The organism is Sedimentitalea todarodis (assembly GCF_032595355.1).
Taxonomy (GTDB): Bacteria; Pseudomonadota; Alphaproteobacteria; order Rhodobacterales; family Rhodobacteraceae; genus Sedimentitalea; species Sedimentitalea todarodis.
In genome coordinates, this window is the sequence record NZ_JASMWN010000001.1 from 221,269 (window position 1) to 236,901 (window position 15,633).

Sequence of the window (15,633 nt, forward strand, 5' to 3'; positions counted from 1 at the left end):
GCCCATGACATGACACGCAATCAGCACTCTGACCCGGAAAGGCGGCTTGCGGCCATTCTTGCCGCCGACATGGTTGGATTTGCCCGGCTGATGGAGTTGGAAGAGTCCGCCCTGCTTGCGCGGCAAAAGCGGCATCGGGCAGAGTTGATAAACCCGCAGATCGCGGCCCGCCGGGGCCGTATGGTCAAGACCAGCGGCGATGGCATGCTTGTCGAGTTCGCTTCGGCCAGCGACGCGGTGAGATGCGCCATCGATATCCAGTCCGGGATGATCCGGCGAGAGGTGAATTGCAAGCCCGACCGCCGAATCCAGTATCGCATCGGCATCAATATCGGTGACGTAATTCCGGATGATGGCGACATTTTCGGCGACGGGGTGAACGTTGCGGCGCGGCTGGAGCAACTGGCCGAACCCGGTGGAGTCTGCATCTCGGACATCGTGCACCAGACGGTCACCGACGGGATCGGCGAACCCTTCCGGAACCTCGGTCGTCAACGTGTCAAGAACATCACCCGACCTATCCGGGTCTGGCAATGGACCGCCGATCCGCCCGATCTTCCCGAGGCGCCCGCCTTGTCACACCAGCAGCATGTGCGTTTCTGTACGTCTGCGGACGGCACCCAGATCGCCTGGGCCTCGGTCGGCAACGGGCCGACGGTGTTGCGTGCGCCGCACTGGATCAACCATATCGAATACGAATGGCAGAACCCGCTATATGGCCCGTTCATAGATAGGTTCGCACAAGCGACGACCTTTGTGCGGTTTGACCAGCGGGGCAACGGGTTGTCGGACCGGAAGGTGTCTGAAGTTTCCTGCGACGCGATCCGGCAAGATATGGAAGCAGTCGTTGATGCCTCCGGGCTTCACAAGTTCGTACTGGTTGCCAAGAGCCAGGGGGCCGGATTTGCGGTGGACTATGCAATTGCCCATCCCGACAAGGTCAGCGCGATTGTCTTTCTCGGCGGCTATCTGCGCGGTGCGCTGCGACGAAACAGCCGCGAACAGGAAGTGCTGAGCGAGACCGGACGTCGCATGATCAAGGACGGTTGGGGATCGCCTAATCCGACCTTCCGACAGTTCTTTACCTCGGGGTTCGTGCCGGACTCAGGCCCGGACATCCAGGAGACCTTTGATGAGATGCATCGGCTTGCAACCGACAAGGAGGATGTTCTGCGAATCTACGACCTGATATCACAGTTCGATTTTGTTGAGCTGGCCCGTCAGCTTGATCTGCCGGTTCTGGTCGCCCACGTGCGGGGAGATCGGCGCGCGCCGCTTGACGAAGGGCGCTTGATTGCGCGTACGATTCCCGGCGCTCGTTTCATAGAACTGCCCGGCAACAACCACGTGCTGACCGAGGGTACCCCTGCCTTCGATCTGTTTTTCGAACACGCGATACCTTTTGTTCACCAACACGGTTGAGTGAATTGCCTAACTGCTGGACCCGCCGTCGTCGCGCAAGGGTATGATCTGCTGCGCGATCCCGGCGAACAGCAGGTAGACCGAAGTAACGATCAACCCCCAATGCGCCCAGCTTTGTGGGTGAAAGTCGACCCAGGCAGCCCAGCCCGCAAAAAAGGTCCAGGCCAGCGCCATCGGCAGCGTCACCGGCCGCCAGCGTTCGGTGCGCACGGGATGCACGAATTTGAGCGGTGTGAACATGGTGATGGCCAGGGCTGTGACAAGTGCGAGGATCACCCAGAAATTCGGTTGCAGTGCAAATACGACCAGCACCACCATGTTCCAGCAACCGGGAAAGCCGGAGAAAGAATTGTCTTTTGTTTTCATCCGCGTGTCGGCGAAATACAGAGCGCTGGTAAAGGTAATGACGATGATCGCCACCCAGCCCGTCCAGCCATCCATCAGCCCGGATTGAAACAAGGCAAAGGCCGGGATGAACACGTAGGTCAGATAGTCTATGATCAGGTCGAGCAGCACCCCGTCAAATTCCGGTGCATAGTGTTTGACGTGGTATCGGCGCGCCAGTGGTCCATCGATACCGTCAACGAAAAAGGCCACCACCAGCCAAAGGAACATCAGACTCCATTCGGTTTGGGCCGCGGCGAGCATGGCAAGCATGGCAAAAACCGCGCCGGTTGCGGTGAACAAATGGACAAGAAGGGCGCTGACATTCGGACTCATGGAGATGCTTGTGCCGGATGTGCCGATGGGATGCAAAGCAAAACCTGCCCCCGTGGGTTGTGCATCGGGTGAGGTTTCATGCCTTTGGGTGGGTGCGGTCGTAAACCTCCATGAGGCGCGCGGTATCGACGGCAGTATAGGCCTGCGTCGTGGACAGCGAGGCGTGGCCGAGCAGTTCCTGTATCGCGCGCAGATCGCCACCCGCGCTCAGCAGATGCGTGGCAAAGCTGTGTCGCAGGGCGTGCGGCGTGGCGGTCGCGGGCAGGCCAAGCTGCATCCGCGTGCGCGCCATGACCCCCTGTATCAGGCGTGCATGAAGAGGGCCGCCCCGCACGCCGCGAAACAGCGGGGCCGCTGCTTCCAGCGGGTAGGGGCATAGTCTGACATAGGTGGCAACCGCGTCGCGTGCTGCATCCAGAACCGGCACCATCCGTTCCTTGCCACCTTTGCCGATGATCCGAAGCGAGGCAGGCAGGGGGCTGTCCGCCCCTTTGAGGCCAAGTGCCTCGGAAATGCGCAGACCGCAGCCGTAGAGAAGCGTCACAACAGCGACGTCGCGTGCGCCAACCCAGTTGCTTGTCGATTGCATTTCGACCGTATCCAGCACCGCCCGCGCGGCGTCTTCGGCCAGTGGTCTTGGCAATTTCTTTTGAAACTTGGGCGACCGGGTGGCGAGCACGGCTGTCGGCTCGAACCCGGCGCGCTCGGCAAGCCACCGGTAAAAGCTCTTGACCGCCGACAGCTTGCGCGCGAGCGAACGCGCGCCCGTTCCGCCCGCGCGCGTTTGGGCCATCCATGCACGCATGTCGGAGATGGAGATGCGTTCCAGCGCACCCAGACCCTGCGAATTGCCGTGGTGGAGGGTCATGAACGACAGGAATTCGCCCACATCACCGCGGTAGGCGATGATGGTGTTTTCCGACGCCCCGGCCAACGCCCTTTGTCCGTCCAGCCAGTTTTGCAGAGCATCACGGCAGGCAGGGGAGATCAGGGTCATGACAGCCAGCGGCGCATGGTTCGTTCAAATACGCCGGTGAAGAACGTCAGAATGTCCGTGGCCTGTTGCGGCGCGAAATGGGTGGGGTCCGCAGAGCCCATGACCAGAAGGCCCGGCAATTTGCCTTCGCCAAAATCAAGCCGCATGCACGCCTCCGACCGGATGCGGTCGGACTTTTCACCATAGACGCGGGGATCTGTCTCGGGCACCGCGCGCAGGCTGACTTGACGGGGAGCGCCCCTGCGCCCGCGCGCCAGATAGTCTTCGACAAATCCGGGTTCGGTCAACGTCAATGCGCCGTTGAGGTGCTGCCCGCCGGTGTCGTGATCACCCTGCGCCGTCTCCAGGACCAGCGTGATCGCCTCGACCCGCAGGATACTGGCGACCGGGCCGGCGAGATCGCGCAGAAATACCTCGAACTCGGTTGCATCGAGCATCCGCAGAATGGCCCGATGCACCTGGTTGGTGCTCGACAGGTTTTCATAGGCGGCTTCGATCACACTGCGATGGGTGTCTTCGAGCCGGTCAAGCCGCGCTTCCAGCCGCTCCATCGCGACACCGCGCAGGTCAATGATATTGTCGCCCTTGGATCGGTCGTCAGCGGCAATCAGCGCCTGCATCACGGCCTGATCATCCAGGATTGCATCGGGCTTGGCGATAATCGCATCGCGCAAGGTTTCTTCCAGCTTGGGGTTGCTGCTCATGTGTGCCTCGTCGTTTTTTTGTTGCGTATAGCACGCATGGCGGGTGTGTTGTGCTGAAAAAGCAGCGGTGGCACGGAAATTCTTGTTCACTGTGGCCCGACAGTTCTGGCCCTCGGTCCGCGTCAGGCCATAGGTCGCGCTTCTGATGATGTCAGGCCCAGGTCTGCACAGAAAATTCCTCAAGTCCCCGCTTTGATGGGTTGGCCTTGGCGTGGCTTGGCTTTACCTCATAGGGACCGGTGCGGGCTGCCCGCGCCCCGGGTATCGCTCCACTACAAGAGAGGTCCGATCTGTTGCCGCCTCCGATGGCCACCAAGAGCTTTTTCGACCAGGGCGATCTGGTTGCGGTGCTGACCACGCAACCGCTGGATCGGCTGCTGGACTACAAGGCCCCGGAAGGCGGGTGCTTTGCCGGGGCGTTTGTCGAGGTTCCGCTGGGGCCGCGCAAGGTGCTGGGCGTGGTCTGGGGATCGGGGCAGGGCGATTATGATCGCAGCAGAATCCGCGCAGTCATCCGGGTGCTTGACGTTGCCCCGATGCGCGAAGAGATGCAGGTCTTTCTGGGGCGTGCGGCGGATTATACGCTGACCCCGATGTCCGCGATGTTGCGGCTGGCGACCCGCGCGCCGGGTCTGAGCGACCCGCCATCGATGCGCAAGGTCTATCGTCTTGGTTCGGGCACGGCCGAGCGGATGACCGACGCGCGGCGTCGGGTTCTGGACACGTTGAAGGACTATGGCGGCCTGTCCTTTACACTGAAGGAACTGGCCGAAATGGCGGGGGTAACGCCGTCTGTCGTCAAGGGGCTGGTCAAGCTGGATGCCGTGCGCGAAGAGGACAGCCCCCGCGACCTGCCATTGCCGCCGCTGGACCCGTCGCGCAGCGGCAAGGCGTTGACCGGGGATCAGGCCGCCGCCGCCGCGCATCTGGGCGCGGTGATTGGCGAAGGACACTATGGCACGACGCTGCTCAAGGGCGTCACCGGGTCCGGCAAGACCGAAGTTTATCTCGAAGCGGTGGCCGAAACGCTGAAACGCGGGCGGCAGGCGCTGGTGCTCTTGCCCGAAATCGCCCTCACCGCAGAATTCCTGACCCGCGTCGAGGCACGGTTCGGCGCGCGCCCCGCCGAGTGGCATTCCGGCGTCACGATGACCGAGCGGCGGCGCATCTGGAAGATGGTCGGACAGGGCGACGCGCAGCTTGTCGTGGGCGCCCGGTCGGCTCTGTTCCTGCCGTTTCGGGACCTGGGTTTGATCATCGTCGATGAAGAGCATGACACCTCTTACAAACAAGAGGACGGCGTTCTTTACAACGCCCGCGACATGGCGGTGCTGCGCGCCGCGATCTGCGGTGCGCGGGTGGTTCTGGCCAGTGCGACTCCCAGTCTTGAAAGCTGGACGAATGTGCAGGCCGGGAAATACGACATGGTCGAATTGACATCGCGTTTCGGTGACGCGGTGATGCCCGATATGCGCGCCATCGACATGAGGGCAGAGCAGATGCAGGCGGGCCACTGGGTCTCTCCCACGCTGCGCTCGGCCATCGAAGACCGGCTTGCCAAGGGCGAACAGGCGATGTTGTTCATCAACCGGCGAGGGTTCGCGCCGGTCACGTTGTGCCGGGCCTGCGGGCAGCAGATCGGCTGTGCGCACTGCGACGCGCGGATGGTCGAACATCGGTTCCTGAAGCGGTTGATGTGCCACCAATGCGGCGAGACCACGCCTATTCCCACGGCCTGCCCTTCCTGCGGGGTCGAGGACAAGCTGGCACCGGTGGGGCCGGGTGTCGAGCGGATGGGCGAAGAGGCGGCGGCATTGTTCCCCGATGCACGGATCGCGGTGCTGAGTTCCGATCTGTTCAGCAGCGCGCGGGCGTTGAAGGAAGGGATCGAAAAGATCGCCCAGGGCGAGGCCGACATCATTATCGGTACGCAGCTGGTTGCGAAGGGGCATAATTTCCCGCTGCTGACGCTGGTGGGTGTGATCGACGCCGATCTTGGCTTGCAGGGGTCGGATCTGCGCGCGGCAGAGCGGACGTTCCAACTGATGCGGCAGGTCGCCGGGCGGGCCGGGCGGGCGGACAAACCGGGCACGGCGCTGTTGCAGACCTTTCAGCCCGAACATCCCGTGATCCGCGCGATCCTGTCGGGCGACGAGGAAGGATTCTGGCGGGCCGAAGCGGCAGAACGCGAGGCGGCGGGCGTGCCGCCATTCGGGCGTATGGCCGGGATCATTCTGTCCGGGACAGACGTTGCGCAGGTTTTTGATCTGGGCAACGCGCTGGCGCGTTCGGACGCGCCGCTGCGCGAGATCGGCGCTCAGGTCTTTGGCCCCGCCCCTGCACCAATCGCACGGATCCGGGGGCGGCATCGGGTGCGGTTGCTGGTCAAGGCGGCCAAGGGCGTGCCACTGCAGGAGGCGCTGGCGCGCTGGACCGGATCGCTGCGGCTGAAGGGCGATCTGCGCCTCAGCGTGGATATCGACCCGCAGAGTTTTTATTGAAGTCCTGCAAATGTGCAGCGACAGCTGCCGGAACTACCACATATGGAGTGGTTCAGGCGGCGGTGCGCAGATGCAGATCGTTTGTGCGGTTGCCGCTTTTGTCTCGCCAATTTCATTCAACGGGCGTATGCCCGACAGATGACCCGCTACGTAGCCATTTCAGAAGCGCGGAGCATGCCGCTCTGGCGACGCCCCACAACCTTGCTGTTTGTGATGGCGATGACGATGCCCGTGGCGTTTTACACCTGGTACGCGTTGCTTAACAACTTTGTCGTTGAAGTTGCTGGTTTTGACGGCGCGGATATCGGCTTGCTGCATACGGTGCGCGAGATTCCCGGCTTTCTCGCCGTTGGTGTCATTGCGATCATCATCTTTGTCCGCGAACAGGTTCTGGGGCTGATCTCGCTTGCCCTCCTGGGGGTCGCCACGGCGTTTACCGCTTGGTTTCCCAGTCTGGGCGGCCTGCTGTTCCTGACGTTGCTCAGTTCGATCGGCTTTCATTATTACGAAACGGTGAACCAATCGTTGCAACTGCAATGGCTGCCCAAGGAGCGCGCGCCACAGATTCTGGGCTGGATCATGGGGGCCGGTTCGGCTGTGACGCTGGTTGTCTTTATCCTGATCGTGCTGATGTGGGAGCCGCTTGGCCTGACCTATAACCTGGTTTTCATGGTTGCCGGCGGTGTGACATTCGGTCTGGCGGTGTTGTGCATGATTGCCTATCCGCAATTCGAAGCGCCGCATCCCCAGATCAAGAAGATGGTGCTGCGCCGCCGTTACTGGCTTTACTACGCGCTGCAGTTCATGTCCGGTGCCCGGCGACAAATCTTTATGGTTTTTGCCGGGTTCATGATGGTTGAACGCTTTGGGTTCGAGGTGCATGAACTGACCGGGCTCTACCTGATCAACCTTGTCGTCAACATGCTGGTCGCGCCGTTTCTGGGCAAGGCAGTCAGCCACTTTGGCGAACGCCGCACGCTGATCTGGGAGTATGTCGGTCTGGCGACTATTTTCACGATGTATGGCGGCGTCTACTGGTTCGGCTGGGGGGTGGCATTGGCCGCAACGCTCTACGTGGTCGATCATATTCTGTTCGGCCTCGCGCTGGCGCTCAAGACCTATTTCCAGAAGATCGCGGACCCGCGCGATATCGCCCCGACCGCAGCGGTGGCGTTTACCATTAATCACATTGCGGCGGTGTTCCTGCCTGTCGTGCTGGGCCTGCTTTGGGTCATATCTCCGGCGGCTGTGTTCGGGCTGGCTGCGGGCATGGCGCTGATTTCGCTGTCGCTGTCCTTGATGATCCCGCGCGACCCTCAACCGGGGTATGAAACCATCTTTGCGCGCGGCCTGCCTGCGCCCGCCGAATAGGCGACGGGTTTGGCGGGCAGGGGTCGGTTCCTGACCGGATCAACCATGGGCCATGTGGTGCGTATGACGATGGCCGGGGCCATGGGCATCACCTTTGTATTTATCGTGGATGCGGCGAACCTCTACTGGATCGCTCAACTGGGGGATCCGCAACTGCTGGCCGCTGTTGGCTTTGCCTTTGCTGTCCAGTTCTTTTCGGTCTCGTCAGGCATCGGCCTGATGATTGCCTCCACCGCCCTGATTTCGCGCAGCATCGGCGCGGGCAATCGCGACACCGCGCGCAGGCAGGCGACAAGCGCCGCAGTGATTGCAGGGTTGTGGCAGTTTGCGGTCGCCGCGCTGATCATCGCCTTTCGGCATGATATCATCGCCTTGATCGGTGCCACTGGCGAGACAGCCGCATTGGCCGCCCGGTATCTGGCGATCTCTCTGCCCTCGCTCGGCATCATGGCGGTCAGCATGATCGCCAATGGCGCGCTGCGCGCCGAGGGCGATGGACGCCGCTCCATGATGGTCACGCTGCTTTCCGGAGCGGTGGCGATGGTGGTGGACCCGTTCCTGATCTACGGGCTGGGGATGGGATTGGACGGTGCGGCCATCGGGATCACCTTGTTTCGCTTTGTGATGCTGGGGCTTGCGTTGCGGTTTGCCATCGGCACCCATGATCTGATGGCGCGGCCTGCGCTGGCGGATATCAGGATGACGCTCGGCCCCTACCTCATGATTGCTGTGCCGACGATCCTGACCCAACTGGCGACTCCGGTCGGGAACTTCCTGGCCACAACGGTGATGGCCCCCTACGGCGACGATGCGATGGCGGGCTGGGCGGTGGTCGGGCGGCTGACCGTTGTGGCCTTTGGCGGAATATTCTCGCTTGCCGGTGCGATTGGCGGGATATTTGGCCAGAACTTTGGAGCCTGCGAATACGACCGCGTCCGGACCACCTATCGCGATGCAGTGGTGTTCGGTTTGGCCTATACCATGGCGACCTGGGCGCTGCTGGCAGTTTTGGGACGCAGCATTGCCGGAGTCTTTGAACTCACCGCACAAGGCACCGAGGTCGTGCTTGCCTTTACCAGCGTCGGCGCAGGCGGTTTCGTGTTGGGCTCGGCCCTGTTCGTGGCGAATTCGGCTTTCAATTCGCTTGGCAAACCGACGCGCTCAACCCTGACCAACTGGCTGCGGGACGGGGTTCTGACCCTGCCGCTGGCGCTGCTCTTTGCCGCGTGGTTTGGCGCGAACGGTGTGATTTATGCGCAGGCGGCAGCGGGGGCGGTGGTTGGTCTGATTGCCGCGATCTGGGGCTGGCGCTATGTCGTGGGTCTGCATCGGCGCAACCTGCCCCCGCTTGACCTTGCGCCGCCGCGCCCCTACGCGCATGCGGACCGATTCAGGAGACGATGATGCCAACCTTTACCGCGCTGACCACGTTGATGGGCAAGAAAGACGCCGAGGCCCTGGGCGAAGCGATGGAACGGATGACGCCCGAACCCACCGGGATCGGGGTGTTCGAGGTCGAGGACGGGTCGGGCCTGTGGGAAATCGGCGGCTATTTCGAGAATGCCCCGGACGAGGCCGCTCTGGCCCTCTTGGCGGTGGCGTTCGGGGCCAAATCCTTTGTCGTGTCCGAATTGCCCGAAACCGACTGGGTTGCCCATGTGCGCCGGGAACTGGCCCCGGTGCGGGCCGGGCGGTTCTTTGTCTATGGCAGTCACGATGCCGACAAGGTGCCGGATGACGCCGAACCCCTGTTGATCGAGGCGGCGATGGCCTTTGGCACGGGCCACCATGGCACGACGCTGGGCTGTCTGCGGGCGCTTGAGATATTGATCACGCGCGGTGTACAGGCCCAAAGCGTGGCTGACATCGGCTGCGGCACTGCGGTTCTGGCGATGGCGGCGGCGCGGGTCTGGGACGCAAAAATTCTGGCGAGCGATATTGATCAGGTTGCCGTCGATGTGGCCAAGGCCAACCTGCGTGCAAACGGGATCGACGGCGGGGTCGACTGTGTCGAGGCGGCGGGATTTGATCACCCGGCATTACATGAAAGCGCGCCCTATGACGTGATCTTTGCCAATATCCTGAAAGGTCCGCTGGTGGCGCTGGCCCCGGACATCGCGGCGCATCTGCGACCCGGCGGGTTTGCGATCCTCTCCGGGATACTGAACGAACAGGCTGCCGAGGTGATCGCCGTTTACCTTGAAAACGGAACCAATCTGGTCTCGCACGAAGAGATTGGTGACTGGTCCACGCTCATTCTTCAAAAAATCGCCTAAAACTCGTCGCAAATTCCGACCGATTGCCGATGTATTGTAAGGGAAGTCTTAGTTTTTAGCGTTGGTGGGGGCCAGCCTATCGGAGCTTCCAGTGAACGAGAGCCAATCCCAATTTGATCAACGCCTGCGCCGTCTGGACCACAAACACAAGGCCATGGCGCGGGGACGCGAGAGCGTGATGCGCCCGGACGGGCTCATCATGACGGCACCACTTGCGGCGCGCAGCCGCGGGCCGATCAGGCCCGTTGTGATCCTGATCGTCGCGCTTTTTCTGTTCAAGGCCATTCTGATCGTCAATGTCGGCGAAGCGACCTACAAGCAGCGTGTTCTGGAACTCCGCCACGGCAATCTGATCGAACATGCGGGCGCGGTCGTGATGCAACTCGATCCGATCTCGGATTTCATTGCGCTTCAGTTGCGGCCATATCTGCGCTGAAACGGAGATTGCGACGTGTGAAAAAAGCCGCGACCCGGATGGGGCGCGGCTATGTGGTCGCAATGAGTGGTCGTGAGCGATCAGTGGCGGCCGGTGCGCATCGCAACGGAATCGATATCGCCACGGACAAGGCCAATATCCTCAAGCTCGCGGTTGCTCAGACCAGACAGTGCATTGCGGGTCATGCGCGCGTCATTCCACGCGATGAGGGCGTCGCTCGCGGATGCGATAAGAGAGCCGATACGGCCGATCAGGCCGAATGAGCCGTGGGTGGTGCGGTTGGTGTCAAAAGCAGCCATATCCTTGTCCTCTGATTTGATGGTTCAATTGCTCGTTTCGTCCGAACGCAAATATGAAGCGATTCTCGGGGGCGCAAGCCTCAAAAATGCATGGTTCCTATGCGTTTCCTGCATGTGTCCCTATCCGTGTAAATCTTTGTAAAAGAACACAAATATGCCATTTTTTCGCGTCGCTTTCGGATCGTCGAATGTCGGTAATCTACTGCCTGGTCGTACGCGGATTCACGGATGTCGTTTTTGCACGTCGACGCAAAACGCGTGGACCATGTTCGCGTTTCGTGCTAGTGCATCAAAAAAGCAACAAGACCGCGCGTCGGCGCGGGCGCACAGGCAGGAACGGGCAGGGCATGCGGATTTTGGGCATTGATCCGGGGCTTCGAACCCTTGGGTGGGGAATCATCGACTCGCAGGGGTCGAGACTGAGTCACGTTGCAAACGGACAAATTCGCTCCGAAGGGCAGGCCCTGTCGGTACGGCTGTTGTCGCTCTATGATCAGTTGTTCGAGGTTGTGCGTCGTTTCGCGCCCGAGACTGCGGCGGTCGAGCAGACCTTTGTCAATAAGGACGGGGCCGGAACGCTGAAGCTTGGACAGGCACGGGGGATTGCCATGTTGGTTCCGGCGCAAGCGGGACTTGAAATCGGAGAATATGCCCCGAACCGGGTCAAGAAGACGGTTGTCGGCGTGGGACATGCGGACAAGGCACAGGTGTTGCACATGGTTCGCCTGCAATTGCCCGGTTGCGAGCCGGCGGGGCCGGACGCGGCAGATGCACTGGCGATTGCGATCTGCCATGCCTATTACGGTCCGGCGGCCGCGATCGTGGAACGAGAGGTACGGGCATGATCGGTCACTTGCGCGGGCGGCTGCAGTATCGCAGCACGGATCACATCCTGATCGATGTGCAGGGGGTCGGATACATCGTGTATTGCTCTGAGCGAACGCTTGCGACGCTGCCCGGGCCGGGCGCGACCGTGGCGCTGTTTACCGATCTCGTGGTGCGCGAAGACCTGATGCAGCTCTTTGGCTTTCCCAGCCTGATCGAGAAAGAGTGGCATCGTCTTTTGATGAGCGTACAGGGGATCGGGGCGAAAGCATCGCTGTCCATCCTCGGCGCGCTCGGTGCGGATGGCGTTGGCCGGGCGATTGCCATGGGCGACTGGAAAAGTGTGACAGTGGCCAAGGGTGTCGGTCAGAAGACCGCGCAACGGGTGGTTCTGGATCTCAAGGACAAGGCCCCCGGCGTCATGGCGATGGGAGGAACCGTGGTCGAAGCCGTAGAAGGCCCGGCCCCCGTTGCCGAGGCGGATCCTGCGCCGGTTGCTCCGCAAGCGGCGCCACCTGTGAGCGTGATGTCGGCGCAGGCGGATGCGTTGTCGGCGCTGTCCAACCTGGGGTATTCGCCCGGGGATGCGGCGGGGGCCGTTGCCGAGGCCGCGGGGGCCGCTCCCGAGGCGGGGGAGGCAGACCTGATCCGGGCGGCCTTGAAACTGCTGGCACCAAAAGGCTAAGGCGGAATGACTGAACCCATGCGTCGCCCCGGAGGACAGACATGATGGACGCGGACCCGACAGTCCGGCCAAATCCGTTGCCCGAAGACAATGACCGGGCTTTGCGGCCACAGGCGCTGGATGAGTTCATCGGGCAGGCCGAGGCCCGTGCCAACCTCAAGATCTTCATCGAATCTGCGCGTCGGCGTGGCGAGGCGATGGATCACACGCTGTTTCACGGCCCGCCAGGGTTGGGCAAGACCACATTGGCGCAGATCATGGCGCGTGAACTGGGCGTCAGTTTCCGCATGACCAGCGGCCCGGTGCTGGCCAAGGCCGGAGATCTGGCGGCGATCCTGACCAATCTGGAAACGCGGGACGTGTTGTTCATCGACGAGATTCATCGCCTGAACCCGGCAGTTGAAGAGGTTCTATATCCGGCGCTCGAGGATTTCGAGCTGGACCTGGTGATTGGCGAAGGCCCTGCCGCGCGCACCGTGCGCATAGAGTTGCAGCCCTTTACGCTGGTTGGAGCAACGACGCGGATGGGGCTTCTGACCACGCCGTTGCGGGACCGGTTCGGGATTCCGACCCGGTTGCAGTTCTATACCGTGGACGAGTTGCATGAAATCGTCAGCCGCAATGCCCGCAGGCTGGGCGCACCGGCGGATACCGACGGCGCGCGCGAGATCGCACGGCGGGCGCGGGGCACACCGCGGATCGCCGGGCGGCTGTTGCGCCGGGTGGTAGATTTCGCGGTGGTCGAGGGCGACGGGACGATCACGCGGGAGTTGGCGGATGGTGCACTCACCCGGTTGGGTGTGGATCACCTGGGACTTGATGGTGCCGACCGTCGCTATCTGCAGTTGATTGCCGAGAACTATCACGGAGGTCCGGTAGGGATCGAGACCCTGTCTGCCGCCCTGAGTGAAAGCCGTGATTCACTGGAAGACGTGATCGAACCGTTCCTGCTGCAGCAAGGGTTGATTCAGCGTACTCCACGCGGCCGGATGCTGGCGCATAAGGCGTGGGATCATCTTGGCATGGCCCCGCCCAAGGGGCAGAGCGATCTGTTTGCCTGAAGGTGGGACGCCTCCGGCGCGAGTATTTGGACAAGGATGAAGGAGCTGGCGTGACACCAGACGAGATCGAAGCGCTGTTTGTGACAAGCGCGGGCGAATACAGGTTTGCGCGTTGGGGGCGACCGATTGTGCCGGTGATTTTCGGCGTGGAGGATGAGACCCTGCCGGTGATCAAGGGCGCGTTCGAAGCGGTTTGCACGCTTGCACGCCACGAGATGGCCGAGACGGATCCGGAACTGGGCACCAATTGCATGGTGTTCTTTTTTCGGGCGTGGTCAGAATTGCTCGAGGTGCCTGACCTTGATCGGCTGATTCCCGAGATCGCGCCGCTGGTGGCGCGCTTGCAGGAGGCTGACGCAAATCAATACCGGCAGTTCCGGTTCGATGATGCGGGAGCGATCAAGGCTGCGTTTGTATTCTTGCGCATGGATAAAGCTCTGTCCGCGCTTCCAGCCGAAACGCTGGCGCTAGGCCAGGTTGTGCAGGTTGCGCTGTTGTGGTCAGAGCGCGCGTTCAGAGCGCGGTCACCGCTGGCGATGGCGGCAGACAAGACGATCCTGCACCCTGACATCGCGCGTGTGATTCGTGCCGCCTATGATCCGGTCCTGCCGCCCGCGGCACAGGACAGGGCGCATGCCTTGCGTCTTGCCGCCCGAATGGAGCGAGAGGAATGAGCCACCAGTTTCCAATCCGTGTCTACTATGAAGACACCGACATGGGCGGAATTGTCTATCACGCCAATTATCTGCGCTATATCGAGCGGGCGCGCAGCGCGTGGGTCCGGGATCTGGGCAATGACCAGAATGCCATGCGAGACGGTGGGTTGGTCTGGGTGGTGCGCCGTATCGAGGCGGAGTATCTGGCAACGGCGCGGTTCGACGACGACTTGATGGTGGAAACGACTGTTCGCAAAATCACACCGGCCCGGTTGGTGATGGAGCAGGTTGTCAGGCGCGCGGAAACGCCGATTTTTACGGCCGTGGTGACGGCGGTGTGCATGAATGCCAAGGGTCAGCCGGTGCGGTTGCCAGCGGAGATTCGCGCATTGATGCGATGATGCATTTGTGAACGCCGGTTCTGTTGGCAATCCCCGTTCATTTCGGATAGCATCGCCGCAAGAAAAAGGCCGCATGGGAACGGTCGCGAGCAAAGAGCAGGCAGATGGAAGCAGAAACCCTTGCGCTGGCGCAGGAGATTGATTTCTCCCTGTGGGGCCTATTCGCGCGTGCAACCTTTACCGTCAAACTGGTTATGCTGCTGTTGATCGCAGCTTCATTCTGGTCATGGGCGATTATCATCCAGAAATTGATCGCCTATCGGGCGGCGCGGGCCGAGGCGCGCATTTTTGACCATGCCTTTTGGTCGGGCGAGCCGCTGGACGGATTGTTCGATCAGATTGGTGCACAGCCGGACGGCAGTTCGGAGAAGGTTTTCGCGGCGGGAATGATCGAGTGGCGGCGCAGCCATCGCAGCGATGGGGGCCTGATCGCAGGCGCACAGTCCCGCATCGACCGGTCAATGGATGTCGCGATCAACAAGGAAGCCGAGGCTCTGCAAAAGGGGCTGCCGATCCTGGCCACGGTTGGCTCGACGGCACCGTTTGTGGGTCTGTTCGGAACCGTGATGGGCATCATGAATGCCTTTATCGAGATCGCCGAGCAGCAGAATACCAACCTTGCCGTTGTCGCGCCCGGAATTGCAGAGGCGTTGCTGGCCACCGGGTTGGGCCTCTTGGCGGCGATCCCGGCCGTGATCTTTTACAACAAGCTGAGCGCTGACAGCGAACGTATCATTTCGGGGTACGAGGCGTTTTCCGACGAATTCGCAACGATCCTGTCACGCCAGTTGGACACCTGAGACATGGGCGCGGCAGTTCAACCATCGGAGCGGGGCGGACGCCGCAGAGGGCGCGGACGCAGCCGGGTGCGACCAATGTCGGAAATCAACGTCACGCCATTTGTGGATGTGATGCTGGTGCTCCTGATCATCTTCATGGTTGCTGCTCCGCTGCTGACCGTTGGCGTTCCCGTCGAATTGCCGAAGACTGCGGCAAATGCACTGCCAACCGATTCCGAAGAGCCGCTGACAGTCACGATCACGGCGTCGGGCGACGTGCAGATTCAAACCACTCCGACCCCGCGCAGCGAGTTGGTCGGCAAGTTGCGGGCGATCGCGGCAGAGCGGCAGACCGACCGGGTTTTTCTGCGGGCGGATGGGGCAATCCCCTATGAAAGCGTGATGCAAGTCATGGGTGCGCTGAATGCGGGCGGGTTTTCCAACGTCGGTCTGGTGACCGATGTCGGTGGTCCGACGCTGGATGACGACAAGTAGTGAGG

At 61.7% G+C, this 15,633-nt stretch carries 17 protein-coding genes; 13 read left to right on the plus strand and 4 right to left on the minus strand.

What is annotated here, in order from left to right; translation table 11 throughout:
- The first annotated feature begins 9 nt into the window (after positions 1-9).
- Entirely contained in the window at positions 10-1,422 is a 1,413-nt protein-coding gene (locus tag QO231_RS01060; protein WP_316772229.1) for an alpha/beta fold hydrolase, read from the plus strand.
- Positions 1,423-1,431: 9 nt separating this feature from the next.
- On the opposite strand, the gene QO231_RS01065 is transcribed toward QO231_RS01060, so the two are convergent.
- The 3 genes from QO231_RS01065 to QO231_RS01075 form a co-directional block, all read right to left on the minus strand.
- On the minus strand, positions 1,432-2,142 hold the full coding sequence (locus QO231_RS01065; RefSeq protein ID WP_316772232.1) for a CDP-alcohol phosphatidyltransferase family protein: 711 nt from the start codon (positions 2,140-2,142) through the stop codon (positions 1,432-1,434).
- A 76-nt stretch (positions 2,143-2,218) separates the two neighbouring features.
- On the minus strand, positions 2,219-3,139 hold the full coding sequence (locus QO231_RS01070) for a tyrosine recombinase XerC (protein WP_316772234.1): 921 nt from the start codon (positions 3,137-3,139) through the stop codon (positions 2,219-2,221).
- Positions 3,136-3,843, minus strand: coding sequence for a DUF484 family protein (locus tag QO231_RS01075; protein WP_316772236.1), 708 nt, complete (start codon positions 3,841-3,843; stop codon positions 3,136-3,138). Before QO231_RS01075 ends, QO231_RS01070 begins: the two co-directional genes overlap by 4 nt.
- Positions 3,844-4,148: 305 nt before the next feature.
- On the opposite strand from QO231_RS01075, the gene QO231_RS01080 reads away from it, so the two are divergent.
- The 5 genes from QO231_RS01080 to QO231_RS01100 all read left to right on the plus strand — a co-directional run bounded on the left by QO231_RS01080 (position 4,149) and on the right by QO231_RS01100 (position 10,427).
- Positions 4,149-6,344, plus strand: a complete 2,196-nt coding sequence (locus tag QO231_RS01080; protein WP_316772238.1) for a primosomal protein N' — start codon at positions 4,149-4,151, stop codon at positions 6,342-6,344.
- Between the two features lie 138 nt (positions 6,345-6,482).
- Complete coding sequence (locus QO231_RS01085; RefSeq protein ID WP_316772240.1) at positions 6,483-7,715, plus strand: MFS transporter; 1,233 nt, start codon at positions 6,483-6,485, stop codon at positions 7,713-7,715.
- Positions 7,716-7,724: 9 nt separating this feature from the next.
- Entirely contained in the window at positions 7,725-9,119 is a 1,395-nt protein-coding gene (locus QO231_RS01090; RefSeq protein WP_316772243.1) for an MATE family efflux transporter, read from the plus strand.
- On the plus strand, positions 9,119-9,991 hold the full coding sequence (locus QO231_RS01095) for a 50S ribosomal protein L11 methyltransferase (protein WP_316772246.1): 873 nt from the start codon (positions 9,119-9,121) through the stop codon (positions 9,989-9,991). Before QO231_RS01090 ends, QO231_RS01095 begins: the two co-directional genes overlap by 1 nt.
- Before the next feature lie 91 nt (positions 9,992-10,082).
- Complete coding sequence (locus QO231_RS01100; protein ID WP_316772249.1) at positions 10,083-10,427, plus strand: hypothetical protein; 345 nt, start codon at positions 10,083-10,085, stop codon at positions 10,425-10,427.
- A gap of 80 nt (positions 10,428-10,507) precedes the next feature.
- Here QO231_RS01100 and QO231_RS01105 read toward each other — a convergent pair whose 3' ends face one another.
- Positions 10,508-10,726 carry a DUF1127 domain-containing protein gene (locus QO231_RS01105; protein ID WP_316772252.1) on the minus strand — a complete coding sequence of 73 codons (219 nt, stop codon included), beginning with the start codon at positions 10,724-10,726 and terminating at the stop codon, positions 10,508-10,510.
- A gap of 347 nt (positions 10,727-11,073) precedes the next feature.
- Between QO231_RS01105 and ruvC the strand changes: the two genes are divergently transcribed.
- The 7 genes from ruvC (at position 11,074) to tolR (ending at position 15,628) form a co-directional block, all read left to right on the plus strand.
- Positions 11,074-11,571, plus strand: a complete 498-nt coding sequence (gene ruvC / locus QO231_RS01110; protein ID WP_316772255.1) for a crossover junction endodeoxyribonuclease RuvC — start codon at positions 11,074-11,076, stop codon at positions 11,569-11,571.
- Positions 11,568-12,236, plus strand: a complete 669-nt coding sequence (gene ruvA / locus QO231_RS01115; RefSeq protein ID WP_316772258.1) for a Holliday junction branch migration protein RuvA — start codon at positions 11,568-11,570, stop codon at positions 12,234-12,236. The genes ruvC and ruvA overlap by 4 nt, the downstream gene beginning before the upstream one ends.
- A 41-nt stretch (positions 12,237-12,277) precedes the next feature.
- The gene (ruvB, locus tag QO231_RS01120) at positions 12,278-13,297 is read left to right on the plus strand and encodes a Holliday junction branch migration DNA helicase RuvB (protein WP_316772260.1); all 1,020 of its coding nucleotides are present in this window, start codon (positions 12,278-12,280) and stop codon (positions 13,295-13,297) included.
- Between the two features lie 50 nt (positions 13,298-13,347).
- Entirely contained in the window at positions 13,348-13,971 is a 624-nt protein-coding gene (locus QO231_RS01125) for a hypothetical protein (protein WP_316772264.1), read from the plus strand.
- Positions 13,968-14,354 (plus strand): tol-pal system-associated acyl-CoA thioesterase, encoded by a 387-nt coding sequence (gene ybgC / locus QO231_RS01130; protein ID WP_316772266.1) that lies wholly within the window; start codon positions 13,968-13,970, stop codon positions 14,352-14,354. The genes QO231_RS01125 and ybgC overlap by 4 nt, the downstream gene beginning before the upstream one ends.
- A gap of 104 nt (positions 14,355-14,458) precedes the next feature.
- Positions 14,459-15,154, plus strand: coding sequence for a protein TolQ (gene tolQ / locus QO231_RS01135; protein ID WP_316772270.1), 696 nt, complete (start codon positions 14,459-14,461; stop codon positions 15,152-15,154).
- A 3-nt stretch (positions 15,155-15,157) separates the two neighbouring features.
- The gene (gene tolR, locus QO231_RS01140) at positions 15,158-15,628 is read left to right on the plus strand and encodes a protein TolR (protein ID WP_316772272.1); all 471 of its coding nucleotides are present in this window, start codon (positions 15,158-15,160) and stop codon (positions 15,626-15,628) included.
- The last annotated feature ends 5 nt before the right edge of the window (positions 15,629-15,633 follow it).

What these genes read in the sequence shown, in the direction of transcription:
- QO231_RS01060 (WP_316772229.1), top strand. Translation starts at nt 10, where the DNA reads ATGACACGCAATCAGCACTCTGACCCGGAAAGGCGGCTTGCGGCCATT.
- QO231_RS01065 (WP_316772232.1), bottom strand. Translation starts at nt 2,142, where the DNA reads ATGAGTCCGAATGTCAGCGCCCTTCTTGTCCATTTGTTCACCGCAACC.
- QO231_RS01070 (WP_316772234.1), bottom strand. Translation starts at nt 3,139, where the DNA reads ATGACCCTGATCTCCCCTGCCTGCCGTGATGCTCTGCAAAACTGGCTG.
- QO231_RS01075 (WP_316772236.1), bottom strand. Translation starts at nt 3,843, where the DNA reads ATGAGCAGCAACCCCAAGCTGGAAGAAACCTTGCGCGATGCGATTATC.
- QO231_RS01080 (WP_316772238.1), top strand. Translation starts at nt 4,149, where the DNA reads ATGGCCACCAAGAGCTTTTTCGACCAGGGCGATCTGGTTGCGGTGCTG.
- QO231_RS01085 (WP_316772240.1), top strand. Translation starts at nt 6,483, where the DNA reads ATGACCCGCTACGTAGCCATTTCAGAAGCGCGGAGCATGCCGCTCTGG.
- QO231_RS01095 (WP_316772246.1), top strand. Translation starts at nt 9,119, where the DNA reads ATGCCAACCTTTACCGCGCTGACCACGTTGATGGGCAAGAAAGACGCC.
- QO231_RS01105 (WP_316772252.1), bottom strand. Translation starts at nt 10,726, where the DNA reads ATGGCTGCTTTTGACACCAACCGCACCACCCACGGCTCATTCGGCCTG.
- ruvC (WP_316772255.1), top strand. Translation starts at nt 11,074, where the DNA reads ATGCGGATTTTGGGCATTGATCCGGGGCTTCGAACCCTTGGGTGGGGA.
- ruvA (WP_316772258.1), top strand. Translation starts at nt 11,568, where the DNA reads ATGATCGGTCACTTGCGCGGGCGGCTGCAGTATCGCAGCACGGATCAC.
- ruvB (WP_316772260.1), top strand. Translation starts at nt 12,278, where the DNA reads ATGATGGACGCGGACCCGACAGTCCGGCCAAATCCGTTGCCCGAAGAC.
- ybgC (WP_316772266.1), top strand. Translation starts at nt 13,968, where the DNA reads ATGAGCCACCAGTTTCCAATCCGTGTCTACTATGAAGACACCGACATG.
- tolQ (WP_316772270.1), top strand. Translation starts at nt 14,459, where the DNA reads ATGGAAGCAGAAACCCTTGCGCTGGCGCAGGAGATTGATTTCTCCCTG.
- tolR (WP_316772272.1), top strand. Translation starts at nt 15,158, where the DNA reads ATGGGCGCGGCAGTTCAACCATCGGAGCGGGGCGGACGCCGCAGAGGG.